Origin of the sequence: Halomonas campaniensis (genome assembly GCF_002211105.1) — a bacterium.
In the GTDB taxonomy this organism is placed as follows: Bacteria; Pseudomonadota; Gammaproteobacteria; order Pseudomonadales; family Halomonadaceae; genus Vreelandella; species Vreelandella campaniensis_A.
Genome location: NZ_JPUA01000043.1, coordinates 146,932 through 167,208, shown reverse-complemented (window position 1 = coordinate 167,208; position 20,277 = coordinate 146,932). Strand labels below are relative to the sequence as shown.

The 20,277-nt window shown below is 54.1% G+C and carries 14 protein-coding genes; 7 read left to right on the top strand and 7 right to left on the bottom strand.

Annotation, left to right across the window (positions count from 1 at the left end; translation table 11 throughout):
- On the bottom strand, window positions 1-1,266 hold the full coding sequence (gene codB, locus JI62_RS20220) for a cytosine permease (RefSeq protein ID WP_088701901.1): 1,266 nt from the start codon (window positions 1,264-1,266) through the stop codon (window positions 1-3).
- A 445-nt stretch (window positions 1,267-1,711) separates the two neighbouring features.
- Here codB and JI62_RS20215 point away from each other — a divergent pair, with 445 nt between their 5' ends.
- From JI62_RS20215 to JI62_RS20205, 3 genes are read left to right on the top strand one after another with little or no spacing between them, the layout of a single operon-like run.
- Complete coding sequence (locus tag JI62_RS20215; RefSeq protein ID WP_240513317.1) at window positions 1,712-2,980, top strand: diguanylate cyclase domain-containing protein; 1,269 nt, start codon at window positions 1,712-1,714, stop codon at window positions 2,978-2,980.
- A 10-nt stretch (window positions 2,981-2,990) separates the two neighbouring features.
- Window positions 2,991-3,884: an amino acid ABC transporter substrate-binding protein gene (locus tag JI62_RS20210; protein WP_088701899.1), complete on the top strand. Its 894-nt coding sequence runs from the start codon at window positions 2,991-2,993 to the stop codon at window positions 3,882-3,884.
- Between the two features lie 12 nt (window positions 3,885-3,896).
- Entirely contained in the window at window positions 3,897-4,799 is a 903-nt protein-coding gene (locus JI62_RS20205; RefSeq protein WP_240513316.1) for an amino acid ABC transporter substrate-binding protein, read from the top strand.
- 102 nt (window positions 4,800-4,901) lie between these two features.
- Here JI62_RS20205 and JI62_RS20200 read toward each other — a convergent pair whose 3' ends face one another.
- Window positions 4,902-5,525: a TetR family transcriptional regulator gene (locus JI62_RS20200; protein ID WP_088701898.1), complete on the bottom strand. Its 624-nt coding sequence runs from the start codon at window positions 5,523-5,525 to the stop codon at window positions 4,902-4,904.
- Between the two features lie 177 nt (window positions 5,526-5,702).
- On the opposite strand from JI62_RS20200, the gene JI62_RS20195 reads away from it, so the two are divergent.
- The 4 genes from JI62_RS20195 (at window position 5,703) to JI62_RS20180 (ending at window position 13,832) form a co-directional block, all read left to right on the top strand.
- A complete protein-coding gene (locus JI62_RS20195) occupies window positions 5,703-6,797 on the top strand; it encodes an efflux RND transporter periplasmic adaptor subunit (protein ID WP_088701897.1) in 1,095 nt (364 codons plus the stop codon).
- A 1-nt stretch (window position 6,798) separates the two neighbouring features.
- Window positions 6,799-9,846 (top strand): efflux RND transporter permease subunit, encoded by a 3,048-nt coding sequence (locus JI62_RS20190; RefSeq protein WP_088701896.1) that lies wholly within the window; start codon window positions 6,799-6,801, stop codon window positions 9,844-9,846.
- A 234-nt stretch (window positions 9,847-10,080) separates the two neighbouring features.
- Window positions 10,081-11,796, top strand: coding sequence for a methyl-accepting chemotaxis protein (locus JI62_RS20185; RefSeq protein ID WP_088701895.1), 1,716 nt, complete (start codon window positions 10,081-10,083; stop codon window positions 11,794-11,796).
- A gap of 341 nt (window positions 11,797-12,137) precedes the next feature.
- Window positions 12,138-13,832 carry a methyl-accepting chemotaxis protein gene (locus tag JI62_RS20180; protein ID WP_088701894.1) on the top strand — a complete coding sequence of 565 codons (1,695 nt, stop codon included), beginning with the start codon at window positions 12,138-12,140 and terminating at the stop codon, window positions 13,830-13,832.
- Between the two features lie 116 nt (window positions 13,833-13,948).
- Here the strand turns inward: JI62_RS20180 and JI62_RS20175 are convergent, their stop codons facing one another.
- The 5 genes from JI62_RS20175 to JI62_RS20155 all read right to left on the bottom strand — a co-directional run bounded on the left by JI62_RS20175 (window position 13,949) and on the right by JI62_RS20155 (window position 20,079).
- The gene (locus tag JI62_RS20175; protein ID WP_088701893.1) at window positions 13,949-14,812 is read right to left on the bottom strand and encodes an ABC transporter substrate-binding protein; all 864 of its coding nucleotides are present in this window, start codon (window positions 14,810-14,812) and stop codon (window positions 13,949-13,951) included.
- A 163-nt stretch (window positions 14,813-14,975) separates the two neighbouring features.
- Entirely contained in the window at window positions 14,976-16,310 is a 1,335-nt protein-coding gene (gene preA, locus JI62_RS20170) for an NAD-dependent dihydropyrimidine dehydrogenase subunit PreA (RefSeq protein WP_088701892.1), read from the bottom strand.
- Window positions 16,307-17,686 carry an NAD(P)-dependent oxidoreductase gene (locus tag JI62_RS20165; protein WP_088701891.1) on the bottom strand — a complete coding sequence of 460 codons (1,380 nt, stop codon included), beginning with the start codon at window positions 17,684-17,686 and terminating at the stop codon, window positions 16,307-16,309. The genes preA and JI62_RS20165 overlap by 4 nt, the downstream gene beginning before the upstream one ends.
- Window positions 17,687-17,744: 58 nt before the next feature.
- Window positions 17,745-19,184: a dihydropyrimidinase gene (hydA, locus tag JI62_RS20160; protein ID WP_088701890.1), complete on the bottom strand. Its 1,440-nt coding sequence runs from the start codon at window positions 19,182-19,184 to the stop codon at window positions 17,745-17,747.
- Between the two features lie 28 nt (window positions 19,185-19,212).
- Window positions 19,213-20,079 (bottom strand): nitrilase-related carbon-nitrogen hydrolase, encoded by an 867-nt coding sequence (locus JI62_RS20155; RefSeq protein WP_088701889.1) that lies wholly within the window; start codon window positions 20,077-20,079, stop codon window positions 19,213-19,215.
- Window positions 20,080-20,277 lie beyond the last annotated feature (198 nt).

The following is a 20,277-nucleotide window of genomic DNA, read 5'->3' as shown; positions in this document are numbered from 1 at the left end:
TTATTGTTCAGCAGTAGAGGGAAGCGTATCGCTTAGCGTAGCGTGGTTTAAACGAAGCAGCACGGCGTAGCTGCCTGCTGCCACTACCACACCCACCAACGGAGGTAGTAACGGGGAGAAGTAAGCCGCCCCGGCGCCCAGCGCATAGGCAGCTAACCCTCGCCTGTTGAAGTCGGGTAGTCGTGCTTTATCCAATGCAGGATAGCGGCCTTTATGCTTGAGCCAGAAGTCCGCCATAATCACCCCGCCCATAGGCGGTATAAAGGTGCCGAGTAGCACTAGGAAGGGAATTAGCAGGTTATACATGCCGCCCACCGCCAGCACGGTGCCAATCGCTGCACCGCCCACAGTGACCAAGCGACGCTTTTCGGTGCGCATTAAATTGCAGCCCGCCACGGCGAAGTTGTAGATGGTATTGTCCTGGGTCGTCCATATATTCAGAAGCAGCATCAGTACGGCGATGGAGACAAAGCCCTGAGCGATCAATACATCCACGATATCCGCCTGCTGGTAAATCATGGTGCCGAGTGCGCCGGTCAGTACCATTAAGCCGTTACCGACAAAAAAAGTCGCCAGGGTGGCGATGACGGCAATTTTCGGGGTCTTGGCAAAGCGGCTCCAGTTGGTGGCTTGGGTGCCGCCGCTAATAAAGGTGCCAATGATGACGGTAATCGCCGCTGCTACGCTCATGCTGTCCGTGGGCGTTTGTTGGCTCAGTCCCGCAAAGCCGCGCACATCCACCAGCCCGGTGAAAAGGCTGATTAAGATAAACAGCATCATCGCGGGGACGGCAAAGCGTGAAAGCCAGTCCATGCCCTTGTAGCCGATCATTGCGGTGATGCAGAAACCAAAGCCAAAGAGCACCATTAAGGGGATTTCCAGCCATTCAGGCATCCCTGTGGTGCGTACTAACACTAGGGCAATCGTGGCGGTGCCCCAGGCATACCAGCCGATTTGGGTAAAACCGAGGATAAAATCGGAGAGCTTGCTGCCTTTTTCACCGAAGCAGAAGCGCCCCATCAGCACCGAATTGAGCCCGCTTTTACAAGCAATATAGGCGAGGGCTGCCGCATACATCCCCAGCAGCAAATTACCAATCACTATGATCCATAGCAGTTGGCCAATCGGAAAGGCTTGGCCTAAGGTGCCGCCTGCCCACATGGTGGCGGTGAAAAACGTAAACCCAAGCAGTACTGCCGAGGTAGAAAGGAGGCCCTTGCGGGCACTGGTAGGGACTTCACTGAGGGGATAGTCAGAATTATGCATCAAGTTCTCCTAATGTAAATCAGCGAGTCTGTCAGCTATTTATAAAGCAAGAGATATGCCAAAAGAGTAGGGCAACAAGAATGATTAAGTTTGTTATTTTTTAAGACATACCAGCCCATTTTAATGATACTTTAGTTAGTAAAACCTAATTGTTTGTGTATGTTTGCCGAATAATATAGTGGTCATAAAAGTTTGTTGGTTAAAGAAATGGTGCTTATTGCGCTTGCGCCCAGGTACGCCCGCTGCAGCTATAACCATGAAGGAACCGGAGTAGATGCCAGAACCCCAGCATAGGAGTGCTTCACGGTCTGCGGCTAGACTTCCTTGGCATCATACCCTGGTGGGTAAGGTGGTGATGTTTATGCTAATGGGTGTGCTGTTTGCGTATTTAATGGGGGCGCTGTCGGGTTTTTTGATAGTGGAGCGTGGGGCTCGGGAGCAGTGGTTGCGCGAAGCGCAGGTGAATGCCCAGATAGTGAGCGCGACTATTAGGCGTATTTATACATCCGTGGCGGTTAAGACAGATGACACCGGTCAAGTCACGCATATCATTTCCCAGCGCCCGATTGGCGATGAAGAGTCAGTCCTGGAAACTGGGTTTAGTCCAATTGATGTATTGGCGCTGGCAAGTGCACAAACACGTAACAATGTATGGCTGTTCGCGAAGTCCTCAGAGGGCTTCACTGTCGTGGCTGATGCACTTAATACATCATCAGACTTACCCGCCAATCTGGAGATCGATACGTGGCATACAACATCGAATGCCGCTGATTTTTATGTTGGATTTGCCAACATTGGCAATGAAGAGTATTTCATTAGTTCGCTGCCCATTGTTACTCCTGATGGTCAGCTTTTAGGAGTGCTGGTAGCCACTATAGGCCAGAAAGAAGGGCTGTATCAGATGCGTAATGATCTGATCAGCAAAGCGTTTGTGGTGCTGCTGGCGGTGTTGATCGCTACAGCCCTGTTAGTCACTATTTTAATGCGTCAGTTATTTACACCTGTGCCGGTATTAATTAGGTCGCTCACCGACATCGCCAAAAACCAGACTGCTGAAAGCACGCCTTATACCGACCGAAACGATGAAATTGGCCGGATGGCAAAGGCCATAGATGCGCTTCGTAAAAAAGTCATTGAGCGTGAACACTTACTTGAAGTTAAAGACGAAGCTCTGCGCTTTCAGCATCTTGCTCATCATGATGAACTGACCAAGTTGCCCAATCGTGTACAACTCAATAATGCGTTGAAAACAGCGGTGAATTCACTGCATCAAGGCGACGTATTTAATATCATGCTGTTTGATCTTGACCATTTTAAAGCAGTAAACGATAGCCTGGGGCACGCGGCGGGTGATGCTCTGCTCGTTGAAGTTAGTCAGCGGGTGCAGGGGCTGCTGACCCACAATGATTTGGTGGCGCGCCTTGGTGGCGATGAGTTTGCCATCATCCAACGCGTTGTGCGCAGTGCCACCAGTGAGGCAAAAGTACTGGCGGAAGCGATTGTGTCTACTCTACGTGAACCGTATCAGTTTAATAACCAGGAAATTAACATTGGAGTGAGTGTTGGCATTGCTACCGCGCCCGCGAATGGGCGCAATAGCCATGACCTGCTACGTCACGCAGATCTGGCGCTCTATGCGGCCAAGGCGAAAGGGCGCGACCGCTATATGCTCTATGCCGCAGGGATGACAATGGATTCCAGGATCATCGAATAAAGGTAAGCCTATGAAGTGGCTAGTAGCGTTATTAATGATTAGTGCGATGTGGCAAGGTGCCGCTGCTAGTGAGGAGATCGCCTCCTCGCCGACGTTGTCGCGTATTGCGTCGGCTGGTGAGATTGCTATTGGCCATCGTACCAGCGAAGTTCCCTTCTCCTACCTGGTCAACGACCAACCAACAGGCTATGCGATTGAGCTATGCCGAAATGTCATTGAAGGTTTGGAGGCAACATTGGGGTTAAGTGATCTCAAGATAACTTATGTGCCGGTCACGCCTGCCAATCGATTTATATTAGTGCGTAATGGCGACGTGGATATCGAGTGCGGGGTGACCACCAACACCCCTGAACGCCGGCGCCAAGCCGCTTTTTCATACCCTCATTTTCTAACTGCAACGCGTTATGTATCCCTCGCTAACCAGCATATGGACAGTTTGCAGGATTTGGCGGGCCGCAGCGTGGTATCAACCACGGGCACTATCAATATCGCCCAGCTCAACGAGCTGAATCGCACCGAGGGGCTCAATATATCGGTAATGCTCAGCCGTGACCATGAAGAAGCCTTTGCGATGGTCGCCTCAGGGCAGGCTTCCGCGTTTGTGATGGATGAGATTTTGTTAGCGGGTTTGGTTTCGTCTGCTGCCGACCCTGACGCTTTTCATATTTCTCAAGCAACACTGAGCAGTGCCGAGCCCTATGGCTTAATGATGCCGCCTGATGACCCTGTTTTTGTTGATCTGGTCAATAAGGAGCTACGCAATATTTATCAGAGTGACACTATCCGCACGCTTTATGAAAAATGGTTTTTGCAGCCGCTCCCTCCCGATAACCGAGTATTGAACTTGCCGCTAGCGCCGGCGCTTGCTGCTATTTTCGCCAATCCTGAGCAGTACATAGAGTAGAGGAGGTGTGTTATGCGCCGGAGTTTATTGCTTGGGTGGTGTAGTTTGTTGGTAATGATGTCTGGTGGAGAGGCAGCCTATGCAGAGACGTCTATCGATTCGCTTGAACGCATAGAAGCAACCGGCGTATTAAGGGTTGGCTATGGTGAGACAGCGCCATTCTCTTATTTAGATAATCACGGTAACGTCGTCGGTTACTCTATTGATATTTGCCAACGTTTAGCGAAACAGTTGCAAGTGCAGTTAGGTCTGCCTTCCCTGGATATAGAGTATGTGTATCGTACGCCTAGTAATCGGGTACAACTGCTCAATAGCGGTGATATCGATATTGAGTGTAATGCCAGTACTAATACCCCAGAGCGACGGCAGAGTGCGCAGTTTGCACTGAGCCATTTCTTTGTCTCGGTGCATTATGTGGCCCTGAAAGAGAATGGGTTTAACACCTTGGAGGACTTGGCCGGACGAAGCGTGAGCGTTGCTAGGGGCACCGTCAATGTCAGTCAGATCAATCAGGTCAATCGAGAACGGCAACTGAACTTGTCGGTCGTGCCTGTCGAGACATTGCAGGAAGCGTTTGATTTAGTTACTGATGGGCGCGTAGCGGCCTTCGCGATGGATGATATATTACTGAGCACAATGATGGCTGAATCCGAGCACCCTGACGCGTACGCGCTTTCCGAAGAAGCCATTACGTCGACAGAGCCACTCGGTTTTCTAATGCGATTGGGCGACGATGCCTTTGCAGCTGAGGTGAACAAGGCTCTTGAGCATATTTATACCAGTCCTGAAATGCCGCTGCTTTACGAACGCTGGTTTCAGCAACCTATTCCTGGCAAAGACATTACGCTTAATGTACCGATGAGCACCGTATTGGCTGAACACTTTATCGCCCTTCGCGAGTCGAAGGTGGATTAAATGTATTAAGCGTAAGTTTTGGAGAAAATACCTGCTCTCAACTGCCCCGAAATAGTGTTTAAAATGCCTATAGTGCTCAGCGCTTTATTATTGGATTCAGACTCATATGCTTTGAGTGTTAAATAAGCCACGCATTAATGTTTCGACGATACCCTCGCTGTCATCGGACAGGGAGTACTCCTCAGGGTCTTGTAGCCAGTCAAAGCAGACCCCAATCAAAAATCCATGAAGCTGGCGTCGGGCGCTAGCCGGTGAGATGCCTTTGCGTAGGGCGCCGGCTATTCGGGCTTCTTCAAACAACTGCTCTATCTGCATTTCGACATGATCAGAAAGGCGCGTGATCATGCAGATTCGAGGGTGTTCCTCTTCGAGCTTCTCACAGCGGTGCAGCACAATCGTCGCCGCCCGCTGCAGCGGGATGTTATAGCAAATGGTTGCCAGCAGGCCTTGGGCAATAGCGCGAAGGCACTCTACTGGCGAATCGCCTAACCGTTGAACGGCCTCACCCACTATTTCGTCAAGTGGAACGCGCACTCGCTCCAGCAGCGCATCAAAAAGCGCTGCTTTGTCTTCAAAGTGCCAATAAATGGCCCCTCGTGTCACGCCTGCTGCCTGGGCGATGTGCGCCAAGGTGGTACGTGAAACGCCTTGGGCTAGAAAGGTGGTCTCTGCCGCGTCCAGAATGGTTTCTCGGGTACGTTCAGCGTCGGCCTTACGACGGGACATAGCGGCTCCTATTAATAAACGTAGCGGTATTTTGGCAGTGATGGATAGCAAAGTCGCCGGTTGATGATTATTATACATCTCACTGACATTCGTGAATGTCAGTGAGATGTATAATACCTCACTTCGGTTTTTCTACGTCAGTTTTGGAAAGCGGTATAGACCCCCAAGGAGCATCCCGTGGCCGTTACTCTTCTCCGTTCATTGCCCATCCTGCTGGCTCTGCTCGTGCTAACGGGCTGTGAGCAACCCCAGGCGCAGTCATCTGATGCAACGCGACCAGTCAAGTTGATCACATTGCAGTCAGCCAATGCCGCCGCCTTGCGACAGTTTCCGGCGCGGGTGGAAGCCTCGACGCGCAGCAATTTGTCTTTTCAGATGGCCGGGGAACTGTTGGAGCTCAATGTCAGCTCTGGCCAGCGTGTAAGCGAGGGCGAAGTGATTGCGCGGATTGATGATCGTAATGTGCAAAGCGAGCTGGACAGCGCCCGCTCGCGATTGGAGCTAGCCGAGGCAACGCTGGAACGCATGCGTTATACCCTGCAGCGTGGGGCGGTCAGTCAGTCCCAATTTGATGAGTCGGAAAGTGAGTGGCGGGCCGCCCGAGCCACCTTTGAACAGGCCCAAGAGCAGGTCGAGCATACAAAGCTTCGCGCCCCTTACGATGGCGTGATTGCCCAAGTGCCGGTGGATAACCGGCAGATTGTTCAGGTACAGGAAACGGTTGCGGTGATTCAGCAGCCAGGGCAGCTAGACGTGGTGTTTCATCTGCCCGAGCAGATCGTGCAGCGCATACCGCGAAGCAATGGAACGCCCTTCGGTGATGCGCTGGCGTTCGAAGTGCGCTTTGGCAATAGCGACAAGCCCTATCTCGCCCAGCTTGCCTCTTACACCACCCAAGCCAGCGCACAGAGTTTGGCGTATGAAGTCACCCTAACGCTTCCCCAGCCGGACGATATCACCCTTTTAGACGGCATGAGCGCCAACGTGCGCTTAGATTTGAGCTCGCTACAAACCGACAATAGCACCCCGCTGTGGCACCTGCCTGCGGATGCAGTGAGCTATGCCGGTGATGATCCCGACCAGGCCCAGGTATGGCGGTTCGTCGAGCCGGAAAACGTTGAAGCAGTGCCGGTGGAGGTTGGTCAATTAACCTCAAACGGCCTTGAAGTCAGCGGAGAGTTGGCAGCGGGGGATCGCATCGTGGCCGCTGGCGCCCACCGTTTAACCGCGGACACCCAGGTGACGCCGTGGGAAAAGGAGCAGGGGCTATAATATGGTCGACTACTTCCTACGCCACCGCGCGGCCAGCTATTTAATGACGGTGGTGCTGCTGGCGGGCGGCGCGCTATCGTTTTTAGGCATGGGCCAGTTGGAGTTCCCTGAATTTACCATTCGCAATGCGTTGATCACCACGCAGTATCCCGGAGCGACGCCTGAAGAGGTCGAACAGGAAGTCACCTCGACCCTGGAAGAGTCGATCCAGGAGATGTCATCGATTAAGCGTGTTAGTTCGGTAAGCTCTGATGGCCTCTCGCAGATTACCGTCGAGCTTGAAAGCACGGTACAAAACGAAGAGTTGCAGCAACTGTGGGACTCGCTGCGCCGTAAAGTACAGGACGCTCAGGCCGCGCTTCCGCCAGGAGCAAGCCAATCCCTCGTTAACGACGACTTTGGCGATGTGTTTGGCTTTATGGTTAACCTGACCGGCGAGGGCTATAGCATGCCGGATCTGGCTGATCATGCTGATTTTCTTAAGCGCGAGCTCGCGCTGGTGAAGGGCGTTGCAAAGGTATCATTAAGCGGTGAGCACGAAGAGCGCATCTATATCGAAGTTGATCGCGAACGCCTGCGTGCGCTCAATATTCCGCTTTCTCGCCTACAGCAGCTGCTTGAGACTCAAAATGCCGTGGCAGACTCAGGGCATCTTAAACAGGATGGCCGTCGTTTTCGCATCACGCCCACGGGCAGTGCGGCGAATATTGACGATCTGCGCGCCCTGATTGTCAGCGAGGGCGATGGCGAGTTGGTACGGCTGAGCGATATTGCCGATGTAAGCCGTGAGCTGGCGGAGCAGCCCCAGCAGCTTTACCGCGATATGGGTCGACCGGCGATCTCGCTGGGCGTCTCGTTTGAAAGCGGCGTCAATGTGGTCGAGGTGGGGGAGCGGCTAGAGCAGCGTCTGGATGAATTGCAAAACCGCACGCCGCTGGGCATGGAGCTAAACGTCGTTTACAACCAGCCCCAGGTGGTCGATGACGCGGTATCCGGTTTCCTGGTCAGCTTGATCCAGGCGGTGGCCATCGTCATCGTGGTGTTGATGCTGTTTATGGGGTGGCGCAGCGGGCTATTAATGGGCTTTATTCTGCTGATCACCATTATCGGCACCTTTATGTTGATGCGCTTTCACGGGCTGCAGCTGGAGAAAATCTCGCTGGGGGCGCTGATTATCGCCCTGGGAATGCTGGTGGATAACGCCATTGTGGTCACCGAAGGCATGTTGGTGGGGTTAAAGCGCGGTAACACTATTCGTGATTCAGCCCACCAAGTGATTCGCCAAAACGCTTGGCCCCTGTTGGCGGCCACGCTAATCGCGATTGCCGCCTTTGCGCCCATCGGTTTATCGCCCGACACCACCGGTGAGTTTATCGGCTCGCTGTTCTTCGTGCTGCTCTACTCGTTGCTGCTGAGCTGGATCACGGCGCTGACGTTAACGCCCTTCTACTTCAAGCTATTTTTCCGCAACGTTGCCCCCGGCGATGGTCAGGAGGATCCCTACAAAGGCGTGGTTTACCGTTTTGTAGGCCGCGTGATTATCGCCGGTATTCGCTGGCGCTGGCTAACCTTGGTACTGATGATGGCCGTATTGGTGGGTGCCGTGATTGGCTTTGGTTCGGTTAAAAATGCCTTTTTCCCAGCCTCCAATACGCCGATCTTTTTTGTCGATTACCGCACGCCGGAAGGCACTGATATTCTCGAAACCCAGCGCCGCGTTAGCGAGTTGGAAGAGAGCGTGATGGAGATGTCCGGGGTTCGCCACCTGACCACCACCGTGGGCGGTGGGGCGCAGCGCTTTACCCTCACCTATTCGCCGGAAGACCGCTACGCAAGCTATGCGCAGCTAATAGTCGAAACCGACGATAAAGCGACTCAACATGACCGCATGGCAGATGTTGAGCAAGTGCTTAAGCGCGACCATAGCGATATCGACTATAAAATCGCCCCGTTGGAAGTCGGCCCCGCACCGAAAGCCAAACTTGAGGCACGCTTCTACGGCAGTGACCCGGCAGTGCTGCGTCAGTTGGGTGATCAGGTTGAAGCCATGTTCCGTGATACGCCCAATATGACCAGCGTGCGCACCAGCTGGCGTAACCGCGTTCAGGCGATTGAGCCCGTTTTTCTTGAAGATACAGCACGTAGGCTGGGCGTGACCCGTGAAGACCTGGCCAGCACCCTGGCCCTGAGTACCAGTGGCAGCCAAGTGGGCATTTACCGCGACGGCAGCGACCTGATTCCGATAGTGGCACGGGCTATCCCTAAGCAGCGCCACGATGTGGATAATCTCGGTTCACTTAACGTCTGGAGCGCAGAGCAAAACCGCTATATCACCGCCGATCAAGTGATCAGCGATATCACCACCCAGGCGGCTGACCCGCTAATTATGCGCCGCAATCGCGAGCGCATGCTGGCGGTGTACGGTGAGTCTGACCCGTTAAGCGGGATGACCGCCGCCAGCGTATTGGCCGAGATTCGCCCAAGGGTGGAAGCGTTAGATCTGCCCTCGGGTTATCGGCTTGAGTGGGGTGGTGAGTTTGAGACCGCGGGGGAAGCGCAAAGTGGGCTGTTTGCTTCGCTGCCGCTGGGGATAGTGATGATGTTTATTCTCACTGTGGTGCTGTTCAATAACTTCCGTCAGCCGTTGGCTATTTGGTCGCTGGTGCCATTAACCATTATTGGCGTAGTCGGCGCGCTGTTGCTCACCGGTATGCCTTTCTCGTTTATGGCGCTGCTGGGCACGCTAAGTTTGATCGGTATGGTGATTAAAAATGCCATCGTGCTGGTGGAGGAGATCAACGTGCAGTTGCCGCTACACCGAGATCGCTACCACGCGGTGGTGCGAGCAGCCGTCAGCCGGGTTCGCCCGGTCGCCATGGCCGCCCTGACCACCATGCTGGGGATGATCCCGCTGATTAGCGATGCTTTCTTCGCCAGTATGGCGGTTGCGCTGATCGGTGGTCTTGGCGTCGCTACGCTGTTAACCCTCATTGTACTACCGGTGGTTTACTGTGTGCTCTACCGGATACGCATACACCCCGATAAATAACACCCTACACTGGATTGCTTTTCCCCTACCTAACCGCCGTGGCTTAGCGAAGTCACGGCGGTGAAATGGTTGAGTTTTAATTAGACTAAAGTTGAAGATCTATTAGCCGATAAAGATAAAGTTTTGAATAGCAATCAAACGGTTAATTTAATTTAGTCTAAAATCGCTGGAACGTCTCTAGCTAGATTATATGAATTACCAAAAACTAATCTAACCCCTGGAGCAGTTCTGTAAATGAATCGCATTCTTAAAGATATCTCGATTAAAATGAGCTTAACGCTTGTTTTGGTCATTTTTTCACTGCTAATAATCATCATTGCTTTTCTTGGCTATCAAGCAGGTGTAGAGGGTAGCTCGTCGCTTAAAGAGGTTGACCGTGCAGCAGACCAAATGCGGTCAGTTAATCGGGGGCAGCTGTCCATTGCGAACGCACAGCTGTTTTACGTGAATAGCTATGTTGCGGCTTATGAAGGGGATACGCGCGCAGCGCGTGATTACCTGACTGAGGCACAGAGCGCGCAGCAGGCAGCTCAGGCATACTTTTCCAGATTTGAGTCGATCGCTATTCAGACGCCCCTTGTGGAAACCTTACTGGCCAGTTTCCAGGACTTGACGGAGCAGGGTTTGATGCCCCAAGAAGTAGCGTTGGCAGCGGGTGACGGTGAACAGTTTCGCAATGCAAGGCAGACGGCCAGTGATTTAAATCAGCAGTTCATAGAGGCGGGAACGGCCTACAACGATTACATGGCGGCGCAAAATAGGATAATGGTTGATGCTTATGACAGTAACATGCAGTTCCTCACCTATATCGATATTGCGGTACTTTTAATTGCCGCGTTAATCGTGCTGTTTGTGCGCATCGCCATGGTGGGGGCGATTGTCAAACCACTAAACGAAGCGGTCGCGCATTTTGAGCGTATTGCGCAAAACGACTTGTCGCACAAGATTAAAGACCGCGGGCGTAACGAGATCGGCAAACTGTTCAGCGCCATGCAGTATATGCAGGGTAATTTGGTTAAAACCGTTTCTGAGGTGCGCGATAGCAGCGGCTCTATCCATATCGGGGCGCGTGAAATTGCCAGTGGCAACGCGGATCTATCATCGCGCACTGAACAGCAGGCGTCTTCTCTGCAGGAGACGGCCGCCAGTATGGAGCAGTTAACCGCCACCGTTAAGCAGAATGCCGATAACGCCCGTCAGGCCAGCCAGTTGGCAAACGATGCCTCAAGCACGGCCAGCAACGGTGGTGAAGTGGTTGAAAAAGTCATTACCACTATGCACGGTATTAATGATAGTTCGCAAAAAGTGGCAGATATTATTACCGTTATCGACTCTATCGCTTTCCAAACCAATATTCTGGCGCTGAATGCCTCGGTGGAAGCAGCGCGGGCAGGTGAACAAGGGCGTGGCTTCGCGGTGGTGGCCAGCGAAGTACGTAACCTGGCGAGCCGTAGTGCGGACGCAGCGAAAGAGATCAAAGCGTTGATCGAAGCATCGTCCGCCCAGGTGAAAGAGGGTTCAGTATTAGTTGAAAGCGCAGGGGAAACCATGCGAGAAGTGGTTGACTCTGTGCGCCGCGTAACCGATATCATGGATGAAATCTCCGCAGCATCTCAGGAACAGAGCTCGGGCATTGAGCAGGTCAATCAGGCGGTTGCCCAGATGGATGAGGTGACTCAGCAGAACGCGGCCCTGGTTCAAGAGGCTTCTTCTGCGGCAAGCTCGTTGGAAGAGCAGGCAGCGCGGCTTGAAAGTGTTGTCTCGGCTTTTCGTTTAGCGGAAGGAGAGAGCCGCACGCAGCATGCACCGTTAACCTCGCCACAACGCTCTTTACAGGGTTCTGCGCAGCGCTCGTCACAACACTCGTCACAACCACAGCCCGCCTTACTGCGGCCAGCGCCGCGCAGCCAGCAAACGAGTAGCGTCGACCAGGAGTGGGAATCCTTTTAAGCCTGAGTCTCGATTTAGGTTTTAATAGCTCAATTATTTAGCAACGCAACTACCGTTGCTGCGCAACAAACGCTGAATAGACGTAAAGTAAAACCTAGCGCGCGGATGAGAAATCATCCGCGCGAATTTTTATAAGCCATTAATTTTTATAGAAAGTAGTTGGCGTGAAAACAGGCCAATTGTTAACAAGTATGAACTCGATGTTTTAGGTTGAGTGAGGGTTGTAATATCAAGTAACCCAAAGGGGGCTGATTACTCCTAATGATACAGGGGGCATGAGTTGCCTCTCTTAACTTTAAGCACAGCCGGAGCGAAAAGCTCAGGAAGCGAGGCTCTTACCCATGAACCGACTACTTAGTAATATCTCAGTGAAGATGAGTTTGACTCTCATGCTCGCTATTTTTTCAGTGTTAATTGTAATAATTGCTTTTCTCAGTCATCAGTCTGGGAAAAAGGGGGGAGAGTCCCTTGATGAGCTAGATAACATCACAATGCATCAAATGCTGCCTCTTAATCGTAGCCAACGATCAGTCTCCTATACGCAGCTATTTTATTTGAATAGTTTAGACGCGGAACACGAAGGTAATACCGGCGCAGCGAGTGATTACCTCGCTCAAGCGGCAACTTTTCAAACGGCTGCCCAGGAGTTCTTTGCAACTTTTGAGTCATACGATCCTCGTGCTACTCAGGCCGAGCTAGCTGAAGCGGTGATCACTTCCTTTAATAACCTTATGCAGCAAGGACTGATCCCTCAAGGCGAAGCGTTAGAAGCAGGTGATGAGGCTGGTTTTCGCACTGCAAAAGAACGAACTAGTGCTTTGAATCAGCAGTTTATGGACGCGAGTATAGCTTTCAATGAATTCTTGGTTGAGCGCGGTGACCAATTGGTTACCGGTTATGAAAACGATATGCAGCTCATCACCTACATTGATATCGCTGTACTCTTAATTGCAGCGTTAACGGTTCTATTTGTTCGCATTGCCATGGTCAGCTCAATTGTAAAACCGTTAAATGAGGCGGTAACGCACTTTGAACGTATTGCCCAAAATGATCTTTCAGGGAAAGTCAGTGATCGTGGCCGTAATGAGATTGGTAAGCTGTTTATCGCCATGCAGCATATGCAGAGCGGCTTAGCCAAAACGGTATCAGAAGTGCGCGATAGCAGCGGCTCTATCCATATCGGCGCGCGTGAAATTGCCAGTGGTAACGCGGATCTATCGTCGCGTACCGAGCAGCAGGCCGCTTCTCTGCAGGAAACCGCCGCCAGCATGGAGCAGTTAACCGCTACCGTTAAACAGAATGCTGATAACGCCCGTCAGGCGAGCCAGTTGGCAAATGATGCATCGAGCACGGCAAGCAACGGTGGCGAAGTGGTTGAGCAGGTGATTACCACCATGCACGGCATTTCCAGCAGTTCACAAAAAGTGGCGGATATCATAAGCGTTATCGACTCTATCGCCTTTCAAACCAATATTTTGGCGCTTAATGCCTCGGTGGAAGCCGCTCGGGCAGGTGAACAAGGGCGTGGTTTTGCCGTGGTGGCCAGCGAAGTGCGAAACCTGGCGAGCCGCAGTGCGGATGCCGCTAAAGAGATCAAAGCGCTGATTGAGGCGTCATCAACCCAGGTAAAAGAGGGCTCAACATTAGTCGAAAGCGCAGGGGAAACCATGCGTGAAGTGGTTGCCTCTGTGCGCCGGGTGACCGATATCATGGATGAAATATCCGCGGCATCCCAGGAGCAGAGCTCGGGTATTGAGCAGGTCAACCAGGCGGTTGCCCAGATGGATGAGGTGACCCAGCAGAACGCGGCGCTGGTTCAGCAAGCTTCCTCAGCGGCAAGCTCGTTGGAAGAGCAGGCGGCGCGGCTTGAAAGCGTTGCTTCAGCCTTTCGCTTAGCGGAAGGGGAGAGCCATACGCAACGCGCCCCGTTAGCTGCCCCCCAACAAAAGTCGCCTGCGCTTATGCGGCCAGCGACTCGCAGTCAAGCCAGTAGCAAAACCACGGCGAGTGCTGAAGATGATTGGGAAGCTTTCTAAGCTCACGTGTTCCGCCGCTTAGATTTCTCGATACTTGTATTTCCCGATACTTGTATTTCCCAATACTTAGGCAGTATTACCCCCTCTTCAAGAGGGGGTAATAGTCTAGCGAGCACCTACTCCCTTGGCGAGTTCAGTGCCGCAGCCACTTCTTCAACCTGAAGCGCCAGGCTCTGCAGTCCACCGCCTGAGAGGTACCATAGCGCGGGCGTTAACATAACGACCCGCGCTTTCTCAGCTCCCGCATCTAAGAACGTTTGCGCTAAAGCATCAGCGTTGGCGGGTTCATCGCCAATCGCGGCGCTGCGATCAATTACCAGCACGACTTGCGGATCAATTTCACTAATTGCCTCAGGTGAAAGCGGGGTAAAGGTACGGTTACCGCGGGTTTCAGAAGTGACATTTGCGGGCATCTCTAATGCTGCAATGCCCAGTACGTCGTGAACGACCGGGTGTTGATTCAGCATCAGATTGCCGCCGTTGTGGGTTACTACCAGCGTGCGGGGGGCGTTGCTTAACGCTTCGCGCTGGGTCTCAATCTCTGCGTGCAGTGTACCAAGCGCCTCTTCGGCTTTTCTTTCCACTGCTAAACGACTCGCTAGTTCGCGTACATTGGCGTCAAAAGCAGCCAGATAGTCGTCACCCTGCAAGCTGGTGTTGAGCAGCGGGGCGATTTCGCCAAGCTCTTCTTCCCACTCACCCTGGCGGCCAGTGTAGAGAATCAGGCTGGGCTCGCTTTCGCCAAGAGTATCCATATCCGGTGAGCGCAGGCCGCCAATATCGGTGACGTTATCGGCTGCATATTGCTCAAGATAGTCAGGCAGGCTGGCTTTCGGCACACCCACTACCTGCGCATTTAAACCTAGCGCATCCAGCGTATCCAGGCTGCCTAAATCGAAGGTGGCGATTCGCTGGTCAGCGCTCACGGTGGCGCTGGCAGTTGCTAAGAGTATGGCGGTGGTAGTGATAGCGAACTTCATCGATCTTCCTTTTATGAGAAAATATTCTATATGCGACAGCTTCTCATATTCTCAAGGATACTGTGTCTTGTCGCTACTTGGTGATGGAACAGCACGTTGCGCGAAACGCGACCGCCCTCACAGACTGAGGGCGGCGGGAAGTGTAAAAGAGAGGGTTAAGAGCTTAAGAGGCAACCCGGAAGGGATTACGCGGGTCGTTATCCCAGGCTAGGAAGGGTTGACCGGTTTCCTGGGGCACCATGGTGATGCAGTTTTCCACCGGGCAGGTGATCTGGCAGAGATTGCAGCCTACGCACTCCTCTTCAATCACTTCATAACGCCGCGCGCCGTCCTGCTCGGTAAGCTTGGCAATCGACTGGTGCGAAGTATCCTCGCAAGCGATATAGCAGCGGCCACACTCGATGCACAGATCCTGATCGATCTTGGCGATGGTCTTGAAGTTGATATCCAGATGTTTCCAGTCAGTGGTTTGCGGTATCGCCTTACGGGAGAACGCCTCGATGGAATCGTAGTCTTTTTCCGCCATCCAGCGAGAGAGGCCGTCCTTCATCTCCTCTACAATGCGGAAACCGTTGAGCATTGCCGCGGTGCACACCTGCACGCTGCCCGCACCTAGAGCGATAAATTCCGCCGCATCCCGCCAGGTGGAAATGCCGCCAATGCCTGAAATGGGCAGCGTCGGCGTTGCCGGGTCGCGAGCAATTTCCGCCACCATATTCATGGCAATGGGTTTTACGGCGCTGCCGCAGTAGCCGCCATGAGTGCTTTGGTGGCCCACAGTGGGTTTGGCGACCATATTGTCCAGGTCAATACTGGTGATTGAATTGATGGTGTTGATCAACGACACCGCATCGGCACCACCCCTAAGCGCTGCCTGGGCGCCCACGCGAATATCGGTGATATTGGGGGTGAGCTTTACAATCACCGGTTTGGAGTAGTGCTTTTTACACCAGTAGGTGACTTTTTCGATCAGATCGGGGTTTTGGCCTACTGCCGCGCCCATGCCGCGCTCCGGCATGCCGTGGGGGCAGCCCAGGTTGAGCTCAATGCCGTCCGCGCCGGTGGCTTCCACCCGCGGCAGAATATACGCCCAGGCCCCTTCATTGCAGGGCACCATAATGGAGACGATCAGCGCACGGTCGGGCCAATCCTTCTTCACTTGGGTGATCTCTTTAAGGTTGATCTCAAGCGAACGGTCAGTAATCAGCTCGATATTATTAAAGCCGATGACCTCGCGGTTCTTGCCGTAATGGGCCGAGTAGCGCGAGGAGACATTCACCGCGGGTGGCTCTTCGCCAAGGGTTTTCCACACCACGCCGCCCCAGCCCGCCTCATAGGCGCGTACCACGTTGTAGGCCTTGTCGGTGGGCGGTGCAGAGGCCAGCCAGAACGGATTGGGGGCTTTGATGCCAGCAAAATTAACCGATAGATCAACGCCGTTGACGACGCTGTCGCCACTGTTTTTCTTACCTGGGAAAGAGAGCGGGGTGGTATTCATGCGGCCTCCTGCTTGGCGGCGAGCGCTTGATGAATGGCGTGAGCGGCCAGTTTGCCGTGCTGCACGGCCTGAACGGTAAGGTCTTGGCCGGGCTTCACACAGTCGCCACCGGCGTACACATTGGGCAACGAGGTGCGGAACATCTCATCCACATGAATACGTTCGCCGTCGCGGGCGAGTTCAGCGGCGGTGGCGTCGCGTAGACTTTCGCCCTCGAAGTCCTGACCGATGGCTTTAAAGATGGCGTCAGCGACAACCTCGAAGGTTTCTCCGGTAGTGGTTAAGCCGCCTGCTTGGTCGTAAGTCTTGGCAAAGCGCATGCCCGCTACACGGCCCTGATCATCTAGCAGAATCTCGTCGGGCTGCGCCCAGGTCACCATGCGCACACCGTTGGCTTTGGCGATCTCCTGCTCGTGGTCGGTGGCGGACATGGCTTCAATACCGCGACGGTAAACCAGCGTTACCTCCGTAGCGCCTAAGCGGGCCATTTGGGTGGCCATATCAATGGCGGTATTGCCTGCGCCAATCACGATACAGCGCTGGGCTACCGCAAGAGTGCCCAGGTCGTCGGCCTGGCGGAGAACGTTGATGTAGTCCACCGCAGGCATCAGGCCGGGTGCTTGCTCCCCGGTTAAACCCAGGGCACGGCTGGCGCCCAGGCCCAAGCCAAGAAACACGCTATCGTACTGCTTATGGAGCGTGGCAAGCTCCAGGCTTTCGCCCAGCCGTTGGCCGTACTGAATCTCGATGCCGCCAATTTCCAGCAAAAACTCGACTTCCTTGTGGGCGAAGTCGTCGGTCATTTTGTAGCGGGCAATCCCGTATTCATTTAGCCCGCCGGGCTTCTGTTTGGCTTCAAAAATCGTTACTTGGTGGCCCAGCATGGCTAGGCGGTGAGCGCAGGAGAGCCCCGCCGGACCGGCGCCTACCACGGCAATATGGCGGCCTGTGCTGGCGGCGCGCTTAAAGGGGTGGCTATCGAACTGCATGTTATCGGTAGCGTGGCGCTGTAACAGGCCGATTAGCACCGGCTGGCACTCGGCGTCGTGATTGCGTACGCAGCTGCGTTCACAGAGAATTTCGGTGGGGCACACCCGGGCGCAGCTGCCGCCAAGAATGTTGGCTTCCAGAATGGTTTCTGCCGCGCCGTTGATATTGTTCTCGCTGATCTGGCGAATAAAGCTCGGGATATCGATATCCGATGGGCAAGCCTCTACGCAAGGTGCGTCATAGCAGTAGAGGCAGCGCTGGCTTTCAATCATCGCCTGGCGCGGAGTAAGCGGTGGGTGTAGGTCGCTAAAGTTGCTTGCCAGCGTATCCGGGTCATAGGTGCCGACCTCTTTTGCGCTGGGTAGGTGGTTCAGTGGGCTAGTCACAGTAGAGCCTCCGCTGTTGTTATGGGCACAGCTGTTGGTCTTGGTCGTTCTTTCTTATTCAGCGCTTGACCGCCATCGGCGCATTCAGCTCGGCGCGTTTGGCCAACAGCTCAAAGACACCGGGATAGGCGGGGCGCTCCAGATAGCGGCCCGCACCGCGCTCGGCGCGTAGATCACCGTCACGCCATACCCACTTACCGTGGCTGATGGTGTGGCGAGCGATACCGCGCACTGTTTTGCCCTCGAAAATATTGAAGTCAACGTTCTGGTGATGGGTTTCGGCAGAAATCGTCCGGGTGCCGTTGGGATCCCACACCACGATATCCGCATCAGATCCCACCTGAATCGCCCCCTTGCGGGGGTAGAGGTTGAAAATCTTGGCGGTGTTGGTGGACGTCAGTGCGACAAACTCCTGGGGCGAGAGCTTGCCGGTGTTAATGCCTTCATCCCACAGCACGGCCAGGCGATCCTCCACCCCGGCGGTACCGTTGGGAATCTTGGTGAAGTCGTCTTTGCCCGCGGCTTTCTGATCGGCGCAGAAACAGCAGTGGTCGGTGGCGGTGGTTTGCAGGTTGCCTGATTGCAGACCGTGCCAGAGGGCCTCTTGATGCCCTTTGGGGCGGAAGGGAGGGCTCATCACGTGGGCGGCGGCACGGCCCCAATCAGTATCCTGGTAAACGCTGTCATCGATGAGCAGGTGCCCGGCTAAACATTCGCCGTAAACCGGATGACCCTGCTGGCGGGCATAGGCGATTTCGTCCACTGCGTCTTTGGTGGAGACGTGCACCAGGTAGATCGGCGCGCCTAAGGTGCTGGCAATGCGAATCGCGCGGCTGGCGGCCTCGCCTTCGACCTGGGGTGGTCGGGAGAGCGGGTGCGCTTCCGGCCCCGTCATGCCCTGGGCGAGCAGTTTCTGCTGCATGTGGTACACAAGCTCGCCATTTTCCGCATGAACGGTGGGGATCGCACCCAGCTCCAGGCAGCGCGAAAAGCTCTCCACCAGAATGTCATCGGTGGCCATAATCGCGCCTTTGTAGGCCATAAAGTGCTTGAAACTGTTAACACCGTGCTCCCGCACCAGGGTGCCCATCTCTTCCTTTACGCTCTCATCCCACCAGGTGATCGCCACATGGAAGGCAAAGTCGGTGGCGGCTTTTTCCGCCCAGCCCTGCCAGGTTTCAAACGCTTCCAGCAGCGACTGACCCGGCTGGGGAATCACGAAATCGATGATTGACGTGGTGCCCCCGGCCAGGGCCGCGGCGGTGCCGGTGTAGAAATCCTCGCTGGCCACGGTGCCCATGAACGGCAACTGCATATGGGTGTGGGGGTCGATGCCACCGGGCATCACCAACTGCTCGCTGGCATCGACAATCTCGCAATCGGCGGGTATCTCTAAATCGGTGCCGATGGCGTGGATTTTACCGTCAACGCACAGTATGTCGGCACGATAGGTGTCAGCGTGGGTGACGACGGTGCCGCCCTTGATTAGTAAACTCATTGTTAGCTCCTGTATTGTGCCAGCAGAATCATTCGCCGTCGGTTAAGCGGGTATAGGTTTCCGGGCGCCGGTCGCGGAAGAATTGCCAGTTGTTGCGCACCTCGCGAACCATGTCCAAATCGATCTCGTGAACCAGTAGCTCGTCTTGGGTTTCGCTGGCCTGGGCTTCGATTTTTCCGCGGGGGTTGACGATGTAGCTGGAGCCATAAAAGTCGCCGATATTCCACGGTGCCTCAGTGCCGACACGGTTGATGGCGGCGATAAAGCAGCCGTTTGCGGCGGCGGAGGCGGGTTGCTCCAGCTCCCACAGGTATTGGGAAAGACCGGCCACGGTGGCGGAGGGGTTGAAGATTACCTCGGCGCCGTTAAGCGCCAAGGCCCGCCAGCCTTCGGGAAAGTGGCGGTCGTAGCAGATATACACGCCGATTTTGCCGTAGGCGGTATCGAATACCGGCCAGTTGGATTGGCCGGGCTTGAAGAAAAATTTCTCCCAAAACCCCGCTACTTGGGGAATATGGGTTTTGTGGTACTTGCCCAGGTAGCTGCCGTCTGCATCGAACACCGCGGCGGTATTGTAGTAAACGCCTGTCTCTGTCTCTTCATACACCGGCACGATGATCACCATGCGGTGCTCGGCGGCGAGCTTCTGCATCATCCGGCAGGTAGGGCCTTCCGGCACCCGCTCGGCGGCGGCGTACCACTTGCCGTCTTGGCTGGGGCAGAAGTAGGGCTGGTTAAACACTTCCTGAAAGCACAGTACCTGTACGCCTTGATCAGCCGCTTGCTGAATCATCGGCAGATGCGCTTCGTTCATCGCATCACGGATGGCTTCGGGCTCCAAATCAGTGCTGGTTTTTAGACCCATTTGAATCAAGCCGATTTTCATTTTCTGCATGAGGCACTCCCCTCTGATTGTTGATTTAAAGCGTGTTTAGGAGTTGAGAATTAATATTATAAAGCTGACTGGTCTGGCAGCTTTTGTTGAAAGTATCGCTGGCTTGGTGGTTTTAGCAAGTCTTAAAATTCAATTTCTACAATCGCATTTAACTCTTTGAGTTCGTTTGTTTTTATTATTTTATGCAGCTGAATTCAC